General features: G+C 69.3%; 16 protein-coding genes. 11 read left to right on the top strand and 5 right to left on the bottom strand.

Translation table 11 applies throughout. The features are described from left to right. Positions 1-145 precede the first annotated feature (145 nt). Positions 146-904, top strand: a complete 759-nt coding sequence (locus tag N177_RS14955; protein ID WP_244444301.1) for a response regulator — start codon at positions 146-148, stop codon at positions 902-904. Between the two features lie 120 nt (positions 905-1,024). On the opposite strand, the gene N177_RS14950 is transcribed toward N177_RS14955, so the two are convergent. Then, positions 1,025-1,249: a hypothetical protein gene (locus N177_RS14950; RefSeq protein WP_023433215.1), complete on the bottom strand. Its 225-nt coding sequence runs from the start codon at positions 1,247-1,249 to the stop codon at positions 1,025-1,027. Positions 1,250-1,636: 387 nt separating this feature from the next. Here N177_RS14950 and N177_RS21720 point away from each other — a divergent pair, with 387 nt between their 5' ends. After that, positions 1,637-1,927, top strand: coding sequence for a YjiS-like domain-containing protein (locus tag N177_RS21720; RefSeq protein WP_040485920.1), 291 nt, complete (start codon positions 1,637-1,639; stop codon positions 1,925-1,927). Here N177_RS21720 and N177_RS20700 read toward each other — a convergent pair. Next, entirely contained in the window at positions 1,863-6,557 is a 4,695-nt protein-coding gene (locus N177_RS20700; RefSeq protein ID WP_023433213.1) for an alpha/beta fold hydrolase, read from the bottom strand. The genes N177_RS21720 and N177_RS20700 overlap by 65 nt on opposite strands. 338 nt (positions 6,558-6,895) lie before the next feature. Between N177_RS20700 and N177_RS14935 the strand changes: the two genes are divergently transcribed. From N177_RS14935 to N177_RS14895, 9 genes are read left to right on the top strand one after another with little or no spacing between them, the layout of a single operon-like run. After that, on the top strand, positions 6,896-7,720 hold the full coding sequence (locus N177_RS14935) for a fumarylacetoacetate hydrolase family protein (protein ID WP_023433211.1): 825 nt from the start codon (positions 6,896-6,898) through the stop codon (positions 7,718-7,720). A 4-nt stretch (positions 7,721-7,724) separates the two neighbouring features. Then, positions 7,725-8,216 carry a tripartite tricarboxylate transporter TctB family protein gene (locus tag N177_RS14930; protein ID WP_023433210.1) on the top strand — a complete coding sequence of 164 codons (492 nt, stop codon included), beginning with the start codon at positions 7,725-7,727 and terminating at the stop codon, positions 8,214-8,216. Position 8,217: 1 nt separating this feature from the next. After that, positions 8,218-9,726, top strand: a complete 1,509-nt coding sequence (locus tag N177_RS14925) for a tripartite tricarboxylate transporter permease (protein ID WP_023433209.1) — start codon at positions 8,218-8,220, stop codon at positions 9,724-9,726. 1 nt (position 9,727) lies between these two features. Further along, positions 9,728-10,999, top strand: coding sequence for an LVIVD repeat-containing protein (locus N177_RS14920; protein WP_023433208.1), 1,272 nt, complete (start codon positions 9,728-9,730; stop codon positions 10,997-10,999). A 48-nt stretch (positions 11,000-11,047) separates the two neighbouring features. Further along, on the top strand, positions 11,048-12,061 hold the full coding sequence (locus N177_RS14915; RefSeq protein ID WP_023433207.1) for a Bug family tripartite tricarboxylate transporter substrate binding protein: 1,014 nt from the start codon (positions 11,048-11,050) through the stop codon (positions 12,059-12,061). A 54-nt stretch (positions 12,062-12,115) separates the two neighbouring features. After that, a complete protein-coding gene (locus tag N177_RS14910; protein WP_023433206.1) occupies positions 12,116-12,853 on the top strand; it encodes a GntR family transcriptional regulator in 738 nt (245 codons plus the stop codon). Next, positions 12,853-13,830 carry an aldo/keto reductase gene (locus N177_RS14905; RefSeq protein WP_040485919.1) on the top strand — a complete coding sequence of 326 codons (978 nt, stop codon included), beginning with the start codon at positions 12,853-12,855 and terminating at the stop codon, positions 13,828-13,830. Before N177_RS14910 ends, N177_RS14905 begins: the two co-directional genes overlap by 1 nt. Before the next feature lie 17 nt (positions 13,831-13,847). Then, complete coding sequence (locus N177_RS14900) at positions 13,848-14,834, top strand: aldo/keto reductase (protein WP_023433204.1); 987 nt, start codon at positions 13,848-13,850, stop codon at positions 14,832-14,834. Between the two features lie 29 nt (positions 14,835-14,863). Then, the gene (locus N177_RS14895) at positions 14,864-15,790 is read left to right on the top strand and encodes an alpha/beta hydrolase (RefSeq protein WP_023433203.1); all 927 of its coding nucleotides are present in this window, start codon (positions 14,864-14,866) and stop codon (positions 15,788-15,790) included. Positions 15,791-15,887: 97 nt separating this feature from the next. Here the strand turns inward: N177_RS14895 and N177_RS14890 are convergent, their stop codons facing one another. The 3 genes from N177_RS14890 to N177_RS14880 form a co-directional block, all read right to left on the bottom strand. Further along, complete coding sequence (locus N177_RS14890; protein WP_023433202.1) at positions 15,888-16,487, bottom strand: flavin reductase family protein; 600 nt, start codon at positions 16,485-16,487, stop codon at positions 15,888-15,890. A 62-nt stretch (positions 16,488-16,549) separates the two neighbouring features. After that, on the bottom strand, positions 16,550-17,644 hold the full coding sequence (locus N177_RS14885; protein ID WP_023433201.1) for a mandelate racemase/muconate lactonizing enzyme family protein: 1,095 nt from the start codon (positions 17,642-17,644) through the stop codon (positions 16,550-16,552). Continuing rightward, the gene (locus tag N177_RS14880; protein ID WP_023433200.1) at positions 17,641-19,578 is read right to left on the bottom strand and encodes a TRAP transporter permease; all 1,938 of its coding nucleotides are present in this window, start codon (positions 19,576-19,578) and stop codon (positions 17,641-17,643) included. Before N177_RS14880 ends, N177_RS14885 begins: the two co-directional genes overlap by 4 nt. Positions 19,579-19,602 lie beyond the last annotated feature (24 nt).

Below are 19,602 nucleotides of genomic sequence, written 5' to 3'. Positions count from 1 at the left end.
AGACGGCCGTCCCCGGTCCGGAGACGGCCTGGCCGCGTTCCGGCGGGCAGCGTGCACGTAGCGTGAAGGCGCCGGCCGCCGGACATTCGGAGGAGTGCCAGTCATGCAATCGGTCCAGCTCGTGAACGAGAGATGGATGCGGGAGATGCCCGTGCCTCACGCCGGTCAGGCGGATCGCGCGGTCGAAGCGACCGCGCCCTATCTCGTCGTGGAAGACGACGAGGCCATGCGGGAGATGCTCACGGAGTTCCTGCACACCCAGGGCCTGCCGGCCGTGGTGGCGTCGAGCCGGAGAGAGCTGCGCAAGCGGCTGAAGGGGCCCGAGCCCGCGCTGATCTTTCTCGACCTCAACCTCGGCGACGACAACGGACTCGACCTCCTGAAGGAGATCCGCAGCCAGTCGGACGTGCCCGTCATCATCATGACGGGACACCGCCGCGGCGATCTCGACCGCGTCCTGGGGCTCGAGCTCGGCGCCGACGACTACCTGACGAAACCGTTCAACCTGCACGAGCTCGTGGCGAGGGGACGTGCGGTCCTGCGTCGGCAGGAGCTCGGGCGGTCCGGGCGCCGCCGCGAGGGGGAGCGGGGCGGCTACCGGTTCTCGGGCTGGCAGCTCGACCGGCGGACGCGCCGCCTGACGGATCCTGATGGGGTGCCGGTCGGTCTCACGAAGGGGGAATACGCGCTGCTTCTGGCCTTCCTGCAGTCGCCGCAGAGGCCGTTGATGCGCGAGCAGTTGCTTCAGGCGACACGGGTCCACGAGGACATCGCCGACCGCAGCATCGACGTCCAGGTGCTGCGCCTCCGGCGCAAGCTCAGGGACGATCCGGCCCAGCCGCGCGTGATCCTCACGGAGCGCGGTGTGGGCTACGTCTTCGCGCCGTCGGTCGACCCGTACTGAGCGGACATATCGGGCGCATCTCCCGCCGCCCGCGTCCCATACGCACAAGGCCGCGAGCCTCGGCGCTTGCCGGGGCTCGCGGCTTCGAGGGATCGCCCGGCCGTGCCGGGCGATGTCGGCTCAGGACCGGTCAATGACCGGAGCCGAGACTGGCGTGCCGTCGGGACCGAGGATCTCGATCCCGTCGCCGCTGCCGGTCGTCGAGCGGATCGGCGCCCCCGCCATGGCCACGACCGAGTTGAGGCGGTGGGCATCCGTCACGTCGTAGCGGCTGCTGGCGGTCTCCGCCGAAGCGGCGGTGGCCAGGGTGGCGACCGCGGCCGCCAGGGTGAGAACGTACTTCATCTTGGTCACTCCGTGGTGCGTGTTGAAACGAAGCGGTCTTGCCTTTCATCGCGGCATCCAGTCGACCGCCTCGCTGGCAGAAGCTAGTCTCGCCCCGCTACACGACCGTTACGGGAAAAATCATTGTTCGTTACGGATGACACGTTTCATGGGCACACAAGAACAGAAATAATGTTTCGTGCCAGTTTCGCATGCATTTCTACTTCACATTTCAATCCATATAAAAATAAATGTACCTGTCAGAAAATATCTATATTAAACAACTTGAGGATTGTTATGCCGCTTTTTGACACTGTTCCTTCGTCGGATCAAACGCTCGCGCCAACGTCGACCCATCAGTTTCCCGGCCGACAGACGCAGGTCGCGTCGGAACATGGAGACATCGAGATGACCACGACGATTCACCCGCTGCGCGCCCCGCACGTCGCGGCAAGGCGGCGCCCCACGAACGCCCGGGGGCTTCTCGGCGCCGTCGCGTGGCTGCGCTGGCGCATGGCCGTCGCCCGAGACCGGCGCGCCCTGGAATCGATGCCGGAGTACCTCCTCCGGGACATCGGCCTCAGGCGGGAGGAGATTGCCGACACCGTCCTGCGCGGACGGGCGCGGCCGCGCTTCATCCCGGTCGATCCGGGTGAGGCGCAGGCTCTTCCCGAGGTGCCGCGGCGGGAGGCGGCGTGAAGGCGGGGAACGGATCGAGCGGCATGCCGGTGCGTTGCCCCAGGATCTCGGCGCGGCCGGCCGTGTCGGCCGCGCCCTCGTGCCCGAGATCGCCCTCGACCCTGCCCAGCGCGCGCAGCGTGCGGACCGTCTCGGGCAGGTTGCCGCTGCGCTCGCAGATCGCCAGCGCCGCACGCAGGAGCTCGACCTTCGCCTCGCCGTCCGCGAGATCTGCGAGACCGCGCAGGGCCAGCACTTCCGACCAGCGGTCGCCGAGCGCGCGTGCCTGCTCGAGCGCGAGGGCCAGATCGGCCTGCGCGCCGGGCAGGCCGCTCCGTGCCCGCGCACAGCCGAGGACGGAACGGGCGTAGCAGTCGAACTGCGGCAGGCCGAAACGGCCGGCCGCGGCGATGGCGGCCTCGAGCGCGAGGCAGGCCGCGTCGTCGTCGCCCAGCGCATACTCCGCGTGCCCGAGCGTCGCGAGCAGCCACGGACGCAGGGACCGGGCCGAGCCCGCATCCTCGTTCGCGAGCCTCTGGAGGATCGCGACCTCCTCCGCGTCCGGTCCTTTGAGGTTTCCGACCAGGCCCTTGAAATAGTGTGCGGCATGGATGTCGATGGGGCGGGCAAGCTCCTCGGCGATGCCGACGGCCTCGGCCGCGGCGACGTCGGCTTCCTTCAGCCGCCCGAGCGTCGCGAGGGCCTGCGCGAGATGACCGAAATACCAGACCGAGCGCGTCCCGAGCTGGCCGAAGCGCTCGTGCCGGCGCTCGCCCAGGAAGTCCTCCCGGTGCGGCTCGAGGAACGGCAGGGCCGCCTCGGCATCCGCCCGCATCAGGTGGGCCTGGGCCGTGGCGAGGTCGGCCTCGCAGAGGTGCCGGGGGTCGAGCCCGCCGGCCTGCGCGGCGCTGCGGAGCAGCGCGGCCGCCGCGATCGCCTCCTCCATGCGGCCGTGGGTGGAGTGGAAGTAACTCTGGTGCGTCAGGATCTGGCACAGCCTCTCCCGGTCGCCGAGCTCCTCGGCGAAGCGGCGGGCCTTCTCCAGCGGCTCCTGAATGTGGGCATGCGCGCCGATCACCCCGTAGACCGGCCGCAGCCGCGTGCTCGCGTCGATCGCCAGCGTCAGGCGCTCCGCGCTCTCGGGCAGCGCCTCGAGCGCCGCCTGCGCGCGGTCGAGGTGCCGGGCGGCGATGTCGTAGGTCGAGCGCTCCACCGCCCTGTCGGCAGCGGCCAGAAGGTAGCGCGCCGCCGCCGCCCACGCCTCGCCACGGAACGCATGATCGGCGAGCCGCTCGACCTGTTCGTCCGGCGCATCGCGATGGCGTCGTTCGACCGCCCGCAGGACGGCGAGATGCAGCGACTTCCGGTCCTGGGCGAGAAGCGTTTCGTAGGCGACGCGGTGCGTGAAGGCGTGCTTGAAGGTGTAGTGGACGGTCGGGATGCTCTGCAGCTCGAACAGGAACTCCTGCGACTTCAACCGTCCGATGCAGTCCTGCAAGCCACTCTCCGGTAGCTGCGACAGGGCCCGCAGCAGATCGAGGGGCACGTTCTTGCCGATGACGGCGGCGAGCTGCAGCAGATCCTGATCCTGCCGCGGCAGGCGGGCGATGCGCGCGGCGATCATCGCCTGCACCGTCGCCGGGACGGCGACGTCGACGATCTCCCGCGTCGCGCGGTACCGCCCCGGCGTGCCCGCGATCGCCCCGCTCTCGGCTAGCGCCCGCACCGTCTCCTCGAGGAAGAGCGGCGTCCGGTCTGACCGGGCGGCCAGGAGCTGCCTCAACGGGGCGAGGCTCTCGTCGCGGCCGAGCAGCACGTCGAGGAAGGCCGCCGTCTCGTCGGTGTCGAACGGCTCGAGGCGAAGCTGCTGGAAGAGCCCGAGGCGGCTCCACCCCGGCTGATGGTCGGGCCGGTAGGTGGCGAGCAGGAGGATCCTGTGCGGCGCGACCGACGGCGCGAGGGCGTCGAGCACGGCCGCGCTGCCGGCATCCACCCAGTGCAGGTCCTCGATCAGGAGCACGAGCGGTGAGCGACGGCTCATCTCGCACACCAGCACGCGGACGGCTTCGCCGAGGCGCGCGGCGCGGTCGGCCGCGTCCAGGCGGTCCCAGCCGCGGTCGGCGACCGGCAGGCCGAGCAGATAGCGCAGGGGCGGCATCAGCGTCTCCGGCAGATCGAGCTCGCGCTGCCGGCGCCGCAAGCGCTCCGCCGCCACCTCGTCCGCCTCGTCGCCGACCCCGATGGCGGAGCGCACGAGCTTCCGCGCGACACTCAGGCCGACATCCGCCTCGAACTCCAGAGCGCCTCCCTCGATCACGGAGAAGCGCGCGACCTCCGGCCGCGCGATGAACTCGTGGACGAGACGCGACTTTCCGAGGCCCGGATCGGCGATCACGCCCACCGCCTGGCCGTGGCCCTCCCGGGCGCGCCGCCAGGCCGTGTGCAGGAGGGCCATCTCGCCCTCGCGTCCCACGAGATCCGTCAGTCCCTGATGTGCCCTGAGATACCATCGCGACAGGGCGCGGTTCAGCCCGACGAGCTGGTAGAGCCTGCGGGCGGGACCGGAGCCCTGCGGCCCGCCCGACGGCTGGATCGGCACGGCCTGCACGTAACCGCCCGCCGATGCGCGGCACTGCGCGGTCAGCACGATCGCGGAATCCTCCGTGTCCCGCATCAGCCGCGCGGCGATGCGCGGCAGGGCACCGACCATCTCCGGCTCGCCCTCCCGCGCGGGCTCCCGCCGCACGACGACGTCGCCGGTCGCGATCGCCGCCCGCAGGCGCGGGGCGTCGGCCGCGGCCTCGACGGCCGCCGCGGCGGCGAGCGCCGCCCGGCAGGCGAGGTGCGCATGCTCCTCGACGACGGGCCTCAGGCCGAACGTGGCGGTCACGACGCCGTCCGAACCGATCGAGACGCTGCCGCGATGCGCCTCGAAGGCCGTCGCCACGCGGTGCAGGAGCGGCTCCACCTCCACGATCAGGCGCTCCGGATCGGAGGCGTCGAGCTCCGCCGCCGTCTGGACGAGCTCCGCCGCGACGACGCTCACCTGGCGGCGCGTCTGGACCGGCGCCGGCGGTCCGCGCGGCTCCTCCCCGGCGGCGACCGGTGCCTCGCCGACAAATCGCTGCACCTCGTCGAGGAACCTGGCGAAGGCCGGCTCGTGCTCGAGGAGAATGTGGTTCGCGCTTTCGAGCTCGACGAAGAGGGCGCCGGGAATGCCGTCGGCGAGCGCGCGCCCCGAGCCGACCGGCACCACGCGGTCGTCGCGGGCGTGGACGACGAGCGTCGGCGCGGCGACCTGCGCGAGCTGCCGGGAGACGTCGATGTCGCCGAACGCGTCGGTCAGGCGGAGCGCATTCTCGGTCGAGGCCGTCGCCCGCTGCAACTCGTTGAACCAGTCCATCTGCTCCTGCGTCGCGCCCGGCACGAAGAGCGACGTGAACATCTGGCGGAAGGTCGGATCGTCGCTGCCCCAGCCGTGGCGCATCAGCGTGGCCATCGCCTCGCGCTTGGCGACCTCTTCGCAATCGCCGCGGGCGCGCCAGCCCCGGACGTAGCCGCCGTAGAGGATGAGCCCGGCGACGCGCTCGGGATGACGCGCGGCGTAGGCCACCGAGATGGCGCAGCCCTGCGAGACACCGAGCAGCCAGAAGCGCCCGAGGCCCGCGGCATCGACGATGCTCTCGAGGTCGGCGACCATCGCGTCGAACCCCAGATCCTCGACGTCCCAGTCCGACAGCCCGTTGCCGCGCTCGTCGTAGCGGATGAGCGTGTGCCGGGCGGAGAGGCCCTCGATCCAGTGGCGCCAGACCGGGCTGTCCCATTCGTGCTCCAGATGGGACAGCCAGTTCGCGGCCTTGACCAGGGGCGGCCCCTCGCCGCTGAGCGCATAGGCGAGGCCGACGCCGTCGCGGGTGGTGCAGCGGCGGATCTCCTGCCGGAGCCTCGCCCTGCCCGCGCCGCCCGGGCCCGGCGCGATCGCCGCCTCCTCGGTGGGCGCCGGCAGCCAAGACGCGAGCGTCCGCGACGCCAGCCGTGCCGCCTCCGCCAGTTGCCTGACCTGCGCCGCCACCTCCGCGTCGTCCGGCGAAAGCGCCGCCAGCGCGTGCGCGTGAGCAAGGGCCCGCACCGGATCGCCCTCGAGCCGCTCGAGCAGGCGCCGCAGGACGCGGAGGTGAAGCATCTGCATCTCGTCGGCCATCGCCGTGCGCCATGCCTCGAAATCGGGACAGCGGGGCAGCGACAGGTCGGCGAGGAACGGGCCGTGGAACCGCCCGGCGAGATCCTCGAGCCCGTCCGGGTCGAAGAGATCGATCTCCTTCGGCGCCAGGCCGAGCAGCGGCGCGACGTCGAGGTCCAGCTCCTCGCGCCGCAGTCTGACCGCGTTGCGGTCGGCCGCGATGATCTGCTCGTGATCGGGCCCCAGGAGTTGCCTCAGCTTCGTGAGGCTCCAGCGGAGCGCCCCGCGCGGGTCGTCGGGAATGTCCCAGAAGATCTCGCACAGCCTCTCGCGCCGCTGAGGCCGGTCCTGCAGGACGAGATAGGCGAGGAGCGCGCGGGTCTTCTTCGACGGCGGCAGGGCGAGCGGCTCGCCCGACCGCGCGACCGTGAAGTCCCCGAGCACGCGAATGTGGATCTGGGGCGGCACCATCGTCCTCGCGACGTTCCCCCGACAGCCTCCTGTAGCACATGCCGCTGCGTCATGTCAGCGGCTGCGCGTTCGCCCAGGGATGCCGCGACGGCGAGTCCCGGACCTCACGCCCGATCCGATGGTGCCCCCCTTCCGCAGCTGCGAGGCTGACGATGCTCTCCACACCTTTGATCCGTCTCGGCCATCTTCTGGTATACCACAGACATATATGGAGGATGTGCGAACGCAACACCGGACTTGCTGCAGCGCAATACTTGTATTCGCCACAAAACGGCTTGCGCCCCCTCCATTCTGTCGATAATTTCCGATTATAACGACAATAACTGGGGAGGACTCCGATGCGGCTGGCGGCCTATCGGAAGAACGGGCAATCCCGCATCGGGGTCGTCGAGAACGGAAGCCTGAGGGATCTCGGCGCCTTTCCCCGCGACTCCGTCGAGTTCGGCCGGCTGGCGGACGAGGTCGCCGCCGGCACGCTGCGCCCCGGTGCCGCCGTGGACGGCGTCCGCGAGCCCGCGATCCCGGCGGCACCCGACGCGCGCATCATCTGCATCGGGCTGAACTATGCCGAGCACGCCCGCGAGGGCGGTCGCGAACCGCCCGACTACCCGGCCTTCTTCTTCCGCATCGACACCTCGCTTGCGCCGAACGGCGCGCGCGTCCCGGTTCCGGAGGTCAGCGACAAGCTCGACTACGAGGCCGAGCTCCTGATCGTGATCGGACGCGGCGGCCGCATGATCCCGGAGGACAAGGCGCTCGAGCACGTGTTCGGCTACGGCGTCTTCAACGACATCTCGCTGCGCGACTATCAGCGGAAGGGCGGCCAGTGGACGCCCGGCAAGAACTTCGACGGCACCGGCATCGTCGGCGACGAGATCGTCACGCCCGACGAGGTGCCGTCCGGCGCGACGGGTCTCGGCGTCCGCGCGATCCTGAACGGCAAGACCATGCAGGACGCCAACACGGACGACATGATCTTCACCGTGGCGCGCTCGATCGCGATCGTCAGCGAGTTCATGACGCTGCGGCCGGGCGACCTCATCGCCACCGGCACCCCGTCGGGCGTGGGCTATGCCCGCACGCCCCCGGTCTGGATGAAGCCCGGCGACGAGATCGTCGTCGAGGTCGACCGCGTCGGGCGCATCTCGTCGGTGATCGGGTGACGCCATGGAGAAGCGCCCCGGGCTGATCCCCGAGCTCATCATCCCGATCGGCGCCATCGCCTTCGGGATCTACTACCTGTCGACCGTCTGGTCGCTGCCCTTCCAGGCGAGGGTCGTCGGCATCTACGTCTCCGGCGCCATCGCCATCCTGAGCCTCATCATCTTCGTGCGGCTGGCGCGCGAATTCGCGTCGGGCAGGAAGAGCCTCGGCTTCCGGGGCTTCTTCACCGATCCGACGGCGGAGGTGCGGCGCTGGGGCGTGTTGGTGATGACCGTCCTCTTCATCGCTCTCATGCCGCTCCTCGGCTTCACGGTCTCCCTGTTCCTGTTCGTTCTCGGCACCGTCCTGATGATCGCCGGCATGGAGCGGCTGAAGCACGCCCTGATCATCGCGAGCGCCACGACCGTGATCGCCTTCGCCATCTTCATCCTGCTCGTGAAGGTCCGCTTCCCGCTGTCGATCGTCGACACCACCATTCGAAACTGGGTGCTCTGACATGGATCAGTTCGCGATGATCGGCGGCCTCTTCGCCCACTCGCTGTCCTACTGGTGGGTGATGATTCCGGCAGTCCTGCTCGGCAACATCGTCGGCGCTATCCCGGGCTTCAGCGCGGCCAACACCATCATCATCCTGCTTCCGCTCACCCTGTCGGTCGACGTGGAGGCGGCGCTGATCTTCATGATGGCGCTCTACAGCGCCTCGCAGCTCGGCAACGGCATCCCGGCGATCCTCGTGAACATCCCGGGCACCGGCGGCGCGGCGGCGACGACGCTCGACGGCTATCCGATGGCCCAGAAGGGCCAGGCGCAGCGCGCGCTCGTCTACTGCTTCGTCGCGTCGATCTTCGGCGGGCTGATCGGCACCATGTTCGTGCTCGTCATGCTGCCGGTCCTGTCACAGGTCGGGAACTACCTCCACTCGGTCGAGATGGTGGTGATCATCCTGTTCGGCCTCACGCTGATCGCGGTGATCGCCGCGCAGGACCTCGTGAAGGGCCTCCTGGCGGGGATGCTGGGCCTCCTGATCGGCGCGATCGGCACGGACTTCATCTACTCCGAGCCGCGCGCGACCTTCGGGATGATCGAGCTCTACGACGGGGTGCCGCTCGTGCCGGCGCTGATCGGCCTCTTCGCCATCTCCGAGGTCTTCATGCTCATCGAGCGCGGGCGGGTCGTGAAGGACGAGTTCATGGACGTCGTCGTGAGCTCGAAATTCTACGACGTCTGGCTGCTCGTGAAGGAGTCGCTCCGCAGCTGGTTCCTGATGGCGTGGACCGCGCTGATCGGCGTGATCATCGGCATCATCCCCGGCGCGGGCGCGTCGATCGCCGCCTTCGTCGCCTACCAGCAGGCGCGAACCTTCTCCAAGACGCCGGAGCTCTTCGGTACCGGCGTGCCCGAAGGCGTGGCCGCGCCCGAGGCCGCCAACAACGGCGTGACTTCAGGTACTCTGGTGCCGCTGATGGCGATCGGCGTTCCCGGCGGCAGCACCGCGGCGATCATGATGGTGGTCCTCCAATATCACGGCGTGACGCTCGGGCCCCGGCTCTTCATCGACCGGCCCGAGCTCGCCTACGGCATCTTCACGGCCTCCTTCATCACCTACCTGATGATGATCCCGCTGATGTTCCCGATGGCGCAGTACATGTCGCGGGTCACGACCTTCCCGGCCTTCTTCCTCGTGCCGACGATCCTGACCTTCACCCTTCTCGGCGCCTTCGTGCCCCGGACCTACATGTTCGACATGGGGCTCGCCGTCGCCTTCGGTGTCCTGGGCTACCTCGCCCGCAAGACCGGCTACCACGTCACGGCACTGCTGATCGGCATCATCCTGGGGCCGCTCATGGAGCAGTACCTGATGCGCGCGCTCCGCATATCCCGCGGCGAGGTCGACATCCTCTTCAGCTCCACCCTGGGCAACATACTGTGGGTGTTTCTCGTGATCACTCTCGTGCTGCCTTACGTCCGCAGCCACATGGCGAAACAGAAAGTCGAGGCGGCCTGACATGGCAGACACGCACGCGAGGAACTTCACCCGGCTCGCCCGTCTCGACATTCCAGGCGGCGGCCAGGTCCGGGTCGAGGGCGGCTTCTGCTACGTCGGCCACATGGACGCGCCGCACGGGACGACGATCATCGACGTCTCGGACCCGCGCGCGCCCCGCATCGTCGGCCGCGTCGCGATGGAAGACCCCTGGTCGCACAGCCACAAGGTTCGGGTGGAGGGCGATCTGATGATCGTCAACCACGAGCAGAACAAGCGGCACTTCCACCGCAAGGGCGAGGGTCTGCTCGAGCACGTCGAGACGGTCCGGAAGCGCGAAGGCCGCGATCCGACCGACGCGGAGCTCGCGCAGTTCCTCGGCGTGACACCCGCCGACATCCCGACGCTGCGCGAGAGCGCGCGGCGCGGCTATCACGACGGCGGCTTCCGGATCTACGACATCGCCGACCGGTCGAACCCGCGGCTCCTCTGCCACCAGCGGACCCACGGCTTCGGTGTCCACCGCTTCGACACCGACGAGCGCTACCTCTACATGTCGACCGAGATGCCGGGCTTCGTCGGCAACATCCTCGTCGCCTACGACTACGCCGACCCCACGCACCCCACCGAGGCCGGGCGCTGGTGGATGCCCGAGCAGGAGAACTTCGACGGCGCGCGGCCGACATGGAAGGGCTACCAGAACCGGCTGCACCACACCCAGCGGGTCGGGGACGAGCTCTGGGCCTCCTGCTGGCACGCGGGCTTCCGGGTGATCGACGCCACCGACATCGGCGCGATGAAGACGATAGGCAGCTTCGACTATCACCCGCCGAGCAAGCACCCGACCCACACGGTCAAGCCCCTGCCCGAGCTGATCGGCGGGCGCCGCTACGCGGTCTCGGTCGACGAGGAGCACGCGCACAAGACGGGGCAGTTGCCCGCGCATCTGTGGGTCTTCGACGTGACCGACCTTTCAGACGTCCGCTACGCCTCGAGCTTCCACGTCAGCGCGCTCGACACGCCCTATGCGGCGTCGGGCGCCCGCTTCGGCGCTCACCAATATGTCGAGAAGCTCCGCGGCACGACCGTCTTCTGCGCCTGGTTCTCGGGCGGGCTGCGGGCGATCGACCTCTCCGACCCGCACGACCCCACTGAGACGGGTTACTTCATCCCGCACCCGACCGGAGGCCACCCCGCCCCGCAGAGCAACGACGTGGAGGTGGACGACCGCGGGATCGTCTACCTCCTCGACCGCCTCGAAGGTCTCGACATTCTGGAGTTCCGTCCGGGCTGACCTCGCGCCGGGCGGCGACGTGCACAACGACAAAACAGGGAGGACCACATGAAAAGAACGACAGGAACGATCACCCGCCGCGGCCTCATCCGCGCCGGGACGGCGGGGGCCGCCGTCGCGCTCTTCGCCCCCTCCGTGCTGCGGGCGCAAGGGAGCTATCCCACCCGGAACATCAACGTCGTGATCGCGACCGGCCAGGGCGGCGGCGCGGAGACGACCGCACGGTGCTTCACGAACGTCCTGCGGACCGATCTCGGCGTGGACTTCGAGTTCGAGTTCCACCCCGGCGCCGGCGGCCAGGTGGGCTACGAGCTCTACGCGAACCGCCGCGACAAGGACGGGTACAACCTGCTCTACAGCAACATGCACCCGGAGATCATCACCTTCGCCACGCAGGAGACGACCTACGACCTGCCGGGCGACATCATCCACTTCGCCAAGACCGGTGGCACCCCCATCGTCACCTATGTCGGTGCCAACAGCCCGATCCAGTCGCTTGAGCAGCTGGTCGAGGAAGGCAAGAAGCGGACGGTCACGATCGCGACGAGCCGCCTGCCCCATCCCGGCACAATCGGCATGCTGTCCCTCGCGGAGGCCACGGGGGCCGACTTCAACCTGATCCCCTTCGGCGGCGGCAACCCCACCTCGATGGCCGCCATCACGGGAGAGACCGACGCCGCGGTGCTGACGGCGGGCGTGGCGATCAGCCTCGGAGACCAGGTCCGCATCCTCGGCACCTTCCGCCCGACACCGGAGTTCGACGCGCAGATGGGCAACCCGCCGGGTGTCAACAGCGTCTTCGGCACCTCGATTCCCGAGCTCGAGCTGTCGCAGGGATGGGCCATGCACACCGAAGTCTGGAACAACATGCCGGAGGTGCGCGAGCGACTGGTGACCGCGATCAGGGCGGCCTTCGACAATCCCGAGCTCAAGGCCCAGTTCGAGGCGGTCAACTACCCCTTCGAGGGCGTCGAGTACGGCGACGAGACCGTCTGCGCGGAAATCGTGCAGAACACCATCGAGCTCGCCCGGCGCTACAAGGACCGGATCCGCGAGAGCTGATCTCAAGAAGGTCGTCCGGCGGTTCGCCGCCGGACGACGAAGCAAGGACACTCGATGACGAACGTGCCGCAGTCCCTCGGAATCTCTCTGGTAGAGAAGATCCGCGCCGACATCCTGACGGCGCGGCTGAAGCCCGGGACGAAGCTGACGGTGAAAATGCTGAGCGACATGAACTCCTGCGGCGCCTCCCCCGTTCGGGAGGCGCTGAACCAGCTCGTGTCGGACGGGCTCGTCCTGCGCATCGACCGGCGCGGTTTCTACGTGTCGGGCATCTCGCGCGGGGAGTTCGAGGACATTCTCTTCAACCGCTGCTTCCTCGAGGGGGAGGCGCTGCGCCGCTCGATCGAACGGGGCGGCAAGGACTGGGAGGAGGCGGTGATGATCACGCACTTCCGTCTCCACGGCCTGTCGCGTGAGAAGGACGGCCCGGACGGCCCCGCTCCGAACCCCGCGTGGGAGGCGGCGCACAAGCGGTTCCACATGGCGCTCCTCTCGGCCTGCGGGTCGGAGATCCTGCTCTCGAACTGCGACAAGCTGCACGAGCGCAACAACCGCTACCGCTTCTTCGCCCGGCGTATGCACGGGCGGTCGAGGGTCGTGGAGGACGAGCACACGAGGCTGCGCGACCTCGCCCTGGCGCGCCGGCGCGACGAGGCCGTGGCGGCGCTGCTCGAGCATTACCGGCGGACCGGACAGGCCGTCTTCGAGGCCGAGGTAGAGAACCATCCGCCGGCGAAGGCCGGCCGGGCCGGTTCGGGCCGAAGCGCTGCAACAGTCGGGGAGATACAGTGATGAAGACGCGTCGGCTTGGTCCCGTCGAGGTGCCCGCCATCGGGCTCGGCTGCATGAGCATGACCCCGATCTACGGCACGCCCGACCCGGACGAGGCGGTGGCGACGATCCACCGCGCGCTCGAGATCGGCGTCACGATGATCGATACCGCGGACGCCTATAACGACGGCAAGAACGAGACGCTCGTCGGCCGCGCCCTGCAGGGGCACCGCGACAAGGCGTTCCTCGCCACCAAGTTCGGCAATATCCGTTATCCCGACGGGCGGCGGGAGGTGAACGGCTCGCCCGACCACGTCCGCGCGGCCTGTGAGGCGAGCCTCAAGCGCCTCGGAACGGACCGGATCGACCTCTTCTACATCCATCGCATCGACCCCAACGTGCCGATCGAGGACACGGTCGGCGCCATGGCGGATCTGAAGCAAGAGGGAAAGGTCGTGCATCTCGGCCTCTCAGAGGCCGCGCCCGCCACGATCCGGCGGGCGCACGCCACCCACCCGATCGCTGCCCTCCAGACCGAATACTCGCTGTGGGCCCGTGACGTCGAGGCCGAGCACATCCCGCTCTGCCGCGAGCTCGGCATCGGGTTCGTCGCCTACTCGCCGCTCGGCCGGGGCCTGCTGACCGGCACGATCGCGGCCGTCGACGACATGGAGGAGAACGACCGCCGGCGCGACCATCCGCGCTTCGAGGCGGACAACCTCGCAAAGAACATGGCTCTGGTGGAGGTGCTGCGCGACTGCGCGGCGCGGGAAGGCTGCACGCCCTCGCAGCTCGCGATCGCCTGGGTCCTGGCGCAGGGGGACGACATCGTGCCGATCCCCGGGACGCGCCGCCGCCGCTGGCTCGAGGAGAACGCCGCCGCCGCCGACCTCGCCCCGTCGGCCGAGACGCTCGCGGCGCTCGACAGGGCGTTCGCGCCCGGTGCCGGCGCCGGCACGCGCTATCCGGCCGGGCAGATGAAGCGGGTGAACCTCTGAGCGCGAAGGAACACGCCATGCTGTATCGCAAGCTCGGCTCGCAGGGGCTGACGGTCTCGGCCCTGGGCCTCGGCTGCTCGGGCATGTCGTCCGACTACGGCGTCCGCGACGACGTGGAGTCGACGGCGACGGTCCACCGGGCGATCGAGCTCGGCGTCACCCTGTTCGACACCTCCGACGCCTATGCCGCGGGCCGGAACGAGGAGCTTCTCGGCTCCGCCATCAAGGGGCGGCGCGACGGGCTCGTCATCGCGTCAAAGTTCGGCAACATCCGCGGCCCGAACGGCGAGCGCGGGGGCACGAACGGGCACCCGGACTACGTCCCGCAGGCCTGCGAGAAGAGCCTCGCGCGGCTGGGCGTCGAGGTGATCGACCTCTACTACATCCACCGCGTCGATCCCGACGTGCCGATCGAGGACACGGTCGGGGCGATGGGACGCCTCGTCGAAGAGGGCAAGGTCCGCTATCTCGGCGTCTGCGAGGCCGGTCCCCAGACGATCCGCCGGGCGCATGCGACGCATCCGCTGTCGGCGGTGCAGATGGAATACTCGCTCTGGACGCGCGACGCCGAGGCGGAGATCCTGCCGGTGCTGAAGGAGCTCGGCATCGGCCTCGTGCCCTACAGCCCGCTCGGGCGCGGGTTCCTGACGGGAGCCTTCGGCAGCCGCGACGACCTGATCGCGACGGACCGGCGCCACGCCCATCCCCGCTTCCAGGAAGGCAACTTCGAGAAGAACCTCGCGCTCCTCGAGCCGATCCGCGACATCGCCGCCGCGCGCGGCGCCACGAACGGCCAGGTCGTGCTGGCCTGGCTCCTGGCGCAGTGGGAGGGGCTCGTGCCGATCCCCGGCACGAAGCGGCGCACCTACCTCGAGGAGAATCTCGGCGCGCTCGACGTGACGCTCGAGCCGGACGAGATCGAGAGCCTCTCGCGGGCGCTGCCGCCCGGCGCGGCCTCCGGCCTGCGCTACCCCGAATTCCAGTTGAAGAAACTGGGCATCTGACGCCCGAAAGCCGAGACGAAAGGACGCCTATGGTTACTCCCGTTCTGCCGCCCCAGACCTATGACGGCCACGAGCACTGGACGAAGAAGGGCGACGTCAACCTGTTCCTCTGGCAGAAGAAGGTGCCGTCGGGCGAGCCGAAGGGCACGGTCCTGTTCGTCCACGGCTCGTCCATGGCCTCGACGCCCACCTTCGACCTCCAGGTGGAGGGACGGCCTTACTCCTCGGCCATGGACTGGTTCGTGTCGCAGGGCTACGACACCTGGTGCGTCGACATGGAGGGCTACGGCAAGTCCGACAAGAACCGCGACATCACCTCGAACATCTCCGACGGCGGTGACGACCTGATCGCGGCGACGGACTACATCATCGAGAAGACGGGCGTGCGGTCGTTCCTCGTCTACGGCATCTCGTCGGGCGCGCTCCGTGCGGCGAACTTCGCGGAGCGGAAGCCCGACAGGGTCGCGCGGCTCGCGCTCGACGCGATGGTGTGGACCGGCGAAGGCAGCCCGACGCTCGAGCAGCGGCGGAAGAACCTCGACAAGTGGCGGACCGGCCAGCGGCGGCCGATCGACCGCGACTTCGTCTGGTCGATCTTCAACCGCGACCATCCGGGCTGCGCGGACGACGCGGTGATCGAAGCCTTCGCCGACGCGATCCTCGAGCTCGACGACAGCGTCCCCACGGGCACCTATTTCGACATGTGCGCCAACCTGCCGCTGACCGATCCCGAGAAGCTGACGATGCCGACGCTGATCATGCGCGGCGAGTTCGACGGCATCGCCGGCATCGACGATCTCCTCAAGTTCTTCCGGGCGCTGCCGCATCCCGCCAAGCAGTTCTCCGTCATGCAGGGCATTTCCCACGCCTCGATACAGCAGAAGAACTACATGATGGTCTACCACATCCTGCAGTCCTTCTTCGAGCAGCCGGAGGCGGTCTTCACCGGCCACTGAAGACGCTTCGCGGGGGGCGCGAGCTCCCACCTGAAGCCCGTTCACGCGAGCGCCGCCGTCACGCGAGACCCGGTCCCGGCCGTGACGCGCGGGCGCCTCACTCCGAAGGCCGGCTCATCTCCCACACGCTCTCCACGGTGGCGTAGTCCCGGTAGCCGCCCCGGACGATGGGCAGCGCCTTCGCCATGTCGAACCGGCCCTCGGTTATGAACTCGTCGGCGAGGTGGACGCCCACCACCTGCCCGATCACGAAGAAGCGGCCGGTCGTCTCCCCGGCCATGTCGGTCAGCTCGACGAAATGGACGGTCCGGCATTCGAGCGCCGCGGGGCTCGCCTTCACGAAGGGCGTGGAGACGACGCGGGGCCGACCCGGTTCGAGGCCTGCGGCCTCAAACTCGTTCGTGCCGTCGGGCAGGTTCGCCGAGGTCATGTTCATCGCCTCGGCGAGCGGCAGCGTCGCCAGGCTGAACGTGAACTCTCCCCGGTCGCGCGCATTGCGGGCCGTGTGCTTCAGGCCCTCGCTCGAGAAGCCGAGCATGTTGGGGCGGCTCGAGATCGCGCTGAAGAAGGAGTATGGGGCGAGGTTGGGGACGCCGTCGGCATTGAGCGTTCCGATCCACCCGATCGGTCGCGGAGCGACGATCGCCTTGAACGGGTCGAACGGCAGCCCGCTCGGCTCTCCCTCTCGATAGAACATCGGCGTCTCCCTCGGGTGAAACTGTTCGCGTGGCTCGCGGCGTCGGGCCGGGCAATCGATCGTCAGGCCCGCCAGGGCGCGCTCCACGCCCGCTTCCGGCGTTGGCCGAAGCCGGGCTCGGCCCCCAGGAGCAGGGATCCCTCCACGAGTTTCGGCGCGTGATGGCAGGTGTCGTGGAAATGGTCGAACTCGCCGACTTCCGCATATCCATCCAGTGCGCCGAGCGACGCGGCGACCTCCGCCGCGGCGAGCGAGACGAGGGCCCCGCCGAAGGCTGTGCTCATGCGCGCCTTGACCCCGAAGCCTTCGGCGATCCCCGCCATGGCGAGCGTCGGCGCGATACCTCCGGAGCGGGTCAGCTTCAGGCAGACGCCGTGGGCCGCGCGGCGCTCCAGCACGTCGACGAGGTCGGCCGGCGTGAAGAGCCTCTCGTCCGCCTCGACGCAGAGCTCGCTCAGCTCCCGCGCCACCCGCGCCATCGCATCGCGGTCGCGCGCCGGAACCGGCTGCTCCACCCGCGACACGCCGAGCTCCGCGGCATTCCGGCAGAAGCGGATGGCGCCGTCGACGTCGTAGGCCTGGTTCGGGTCGACATAGATGTCGGGCCCCTCGCCGATCGCGGCCCGCACGGCCCCGACGCGCGCGAGGTCGTCGTCGAGCTCGCCGGTCGCCTTCAGCTTCACGGCACGGTAGCCTCGCTCGACGAGCGCCGCCGCAGCGGCCGCCATCTCGCGCGGCGGCTTGATGGGCACGATCCGCACCACGGGAATGCGCTCGCGGTGCCGGCCTCCGAGCAGGAGGGAGACGGGGATTCCGGCGATCCGCGCCGCCAGGTCGTGCAGCGCCATGTCGAGCGCCGAGAGAGCCGGTCCGGAGATGCCGGTCGAACGCCGCGCCGCGACAGCGTTCACGGAGAACTGGCGAGCATCGCCTCCGACACAGGCCGCAGCCAGGCTCTCGACCTCTCGGACGAGTTCCCCCTGGCTGCGTCCGAGGTGGCCGAGGACCGGCGCATACCCCTCCCCCAGCGTCCCGTCCTCGGCACGGAGCGCGACGAAGACGCCGGCGAGGCGCGGCACGTGGGTGTCGCCGTAGCGCCAGTCCGGATCGAGGTTCTCGAACTCCGCCGGCTCGACCGACCACGCCTCGATCTTCATTCCGGCCTCGGCCCCGGGGCAAGGCCGCGGGCGGCGCCGAAGACGTGGCCGTGGACGTAGACGGCGAGCGCCATCGCGAGACCGGCGAGATCCGTGGCGAGCTCGGGGACGAGCATCAGAGCGCCGCCGACGCCGAGAACGATGCGCGGAATGCCCTCGATCCTGCCGTAGTGATGGAGGTAGCCCTCGAACGCGCAGCTGACGAACCAGATCGCGGCCGACGCGGTGGCGATCGCGATCACCACCTCCGGCCATTCGCCGCGGGCGATCAGGGCGGGGTTGAGCACGAATGCGAAGGGCAAAACGAAGAGGACACTGCCGAGCCGCATCGCCTTCACGCCCGTCTGCAGGCTGTTGCTGCCGGCGATGACGGCCGCCGTGACGGCGGCGAGCGCGACGGGCGGCGTGATGTAGGAGAGCATGCCCCAGTAGAGGATGAAGAGGTGGCTGCCCACCTCGTCGAGCCCCTGGCTCGTCAGCGCCGGGCCGAGGATGATGGCGAGGAAGATGTAGCAGGCGCTCGCCGTCATCCCCATGCCGAGGACGAAGCTCGTGATCGCGCCGAACAGAAGCAGAAGCGGGACCGAGCCGCCGGCGTGGAAGATGAGCTCGCGCGAGATCGAGCTGCCGACGCCGGTGATCGACAGCGCCCCCACGATGAGCCCGATCCCCGCGAGGATGCCGAAGAGGTAGGCCGCGCTGCGGCCGGTCTCGAAGATGATCGCCTCGACGATGCGCAGCGTCCGGCGCGGCGCCTTCGCGATCGCGGCCGCGAGCATGAGGCCCGAGGAGATGAACGGGCCGGTCTTCTCCATGTGGAAGAAGAGGATGAGCACGACGAGGAGGACGAGCCCCATCAGGTGCGGCCAGCCCGTCTTCAGCGTGCGGCCGAGCGGCGGAATCTGGTCCCGCGCCATGCCGACGAGACCCTGCTTCGCGGCATAGGCGTCGACCTGCAGGAGAAGGGCGGCGTAGAACAGGAGCGCGGGGATGATCGCCGCCGACACGACCGTCGCATACGGGATGTTGAGGAACGAGGCCATGATGAATCCGGCCGCCCCCATGACCGGCGGCATGATGGTGCCGCCCGTGGAGGCGCAGCTCTCGACCGCCGCCGCGTAGGCCGGGGGATAGCCGCAGCGCCGCATCGTCGGGATCGTGAAGGACCCCGTGGAGATGACGTTCGAGATGACGCTGCCCGAGAGGCTGCCGAAGAGCGCGGAAGAGATGATCGACACCTTCGCCGGACCTCCGCGGGCGTGCCCGAGGAGCGCGCTGGCGAGATCCATGAAGAACTTGCCGCCACCGGTGGCGGTGAGCGTGGCGCCGAAGAGGAGGTAGCCGATCAGGAGGTCGCTGACGACGCCGATCGGGATGCCGACGATGGAGCCCACTCCCATGACGTGCGCGGCCACCGCCTCGAGCGGTGTGTACTGCGTGCCCCAGAGGATTCCCGGCATCCAGCCCGCGAAGGTCGGGAAGAGGCCGAAAAAGGTGCACAGCAGGAACAGGGTGAGCCCGCTCGTGCGCCTGAGCGCCTCGAGCACGAGTAGGAAGAGCACGCAGGCCAGCGTCATCGGCAGGGGCGGCGCGATGAAATCCCAGCCGCGGCTGATGATCGATTCCGCCTGGCCCGCGAAATAGAGGCCGCAGGCGAGCACCGTCAGCGCCAGCGCCACGTCATAGAGCGGCAGCCGGTCGGCGTCCTTCTGGCGCGCGGGAAACTGCAGGAACACGATGCTGAGGAAGGTGCCGATCAGCGCGTAGTAGTAGCCCGTCGAGATGAGCTGGAAGCCGAAGGCGCGGATCAGGAAGACCTGGTTCACCGCCAGAAGCAGGGATGCGACCGTGAGCACGAAAACGGCGGCACGGGCGAGCCGTCCTCGGCCGGGGCCGACGGGGCTGTCGGGATCCGAAACGGCTTCGCCAGTCATGGGAGGTCCCCGGAGGTCAAGGGT

Origin of the sequence: Lutibaculum baratangense AMV1, assembly GCF_000496075.1 — a bacterium.
Taxonomy (GTDB): domain Bacteria; phylum Pseudomonadota; class Alphaproteobacteria; order Rhizobiales; family Tepidamorphaceae; genus Lutibaculum; species Lutibaculum baratangense.
This window is presented reverse-complemented; position numbering and strand designations above follow the sequence as displayed.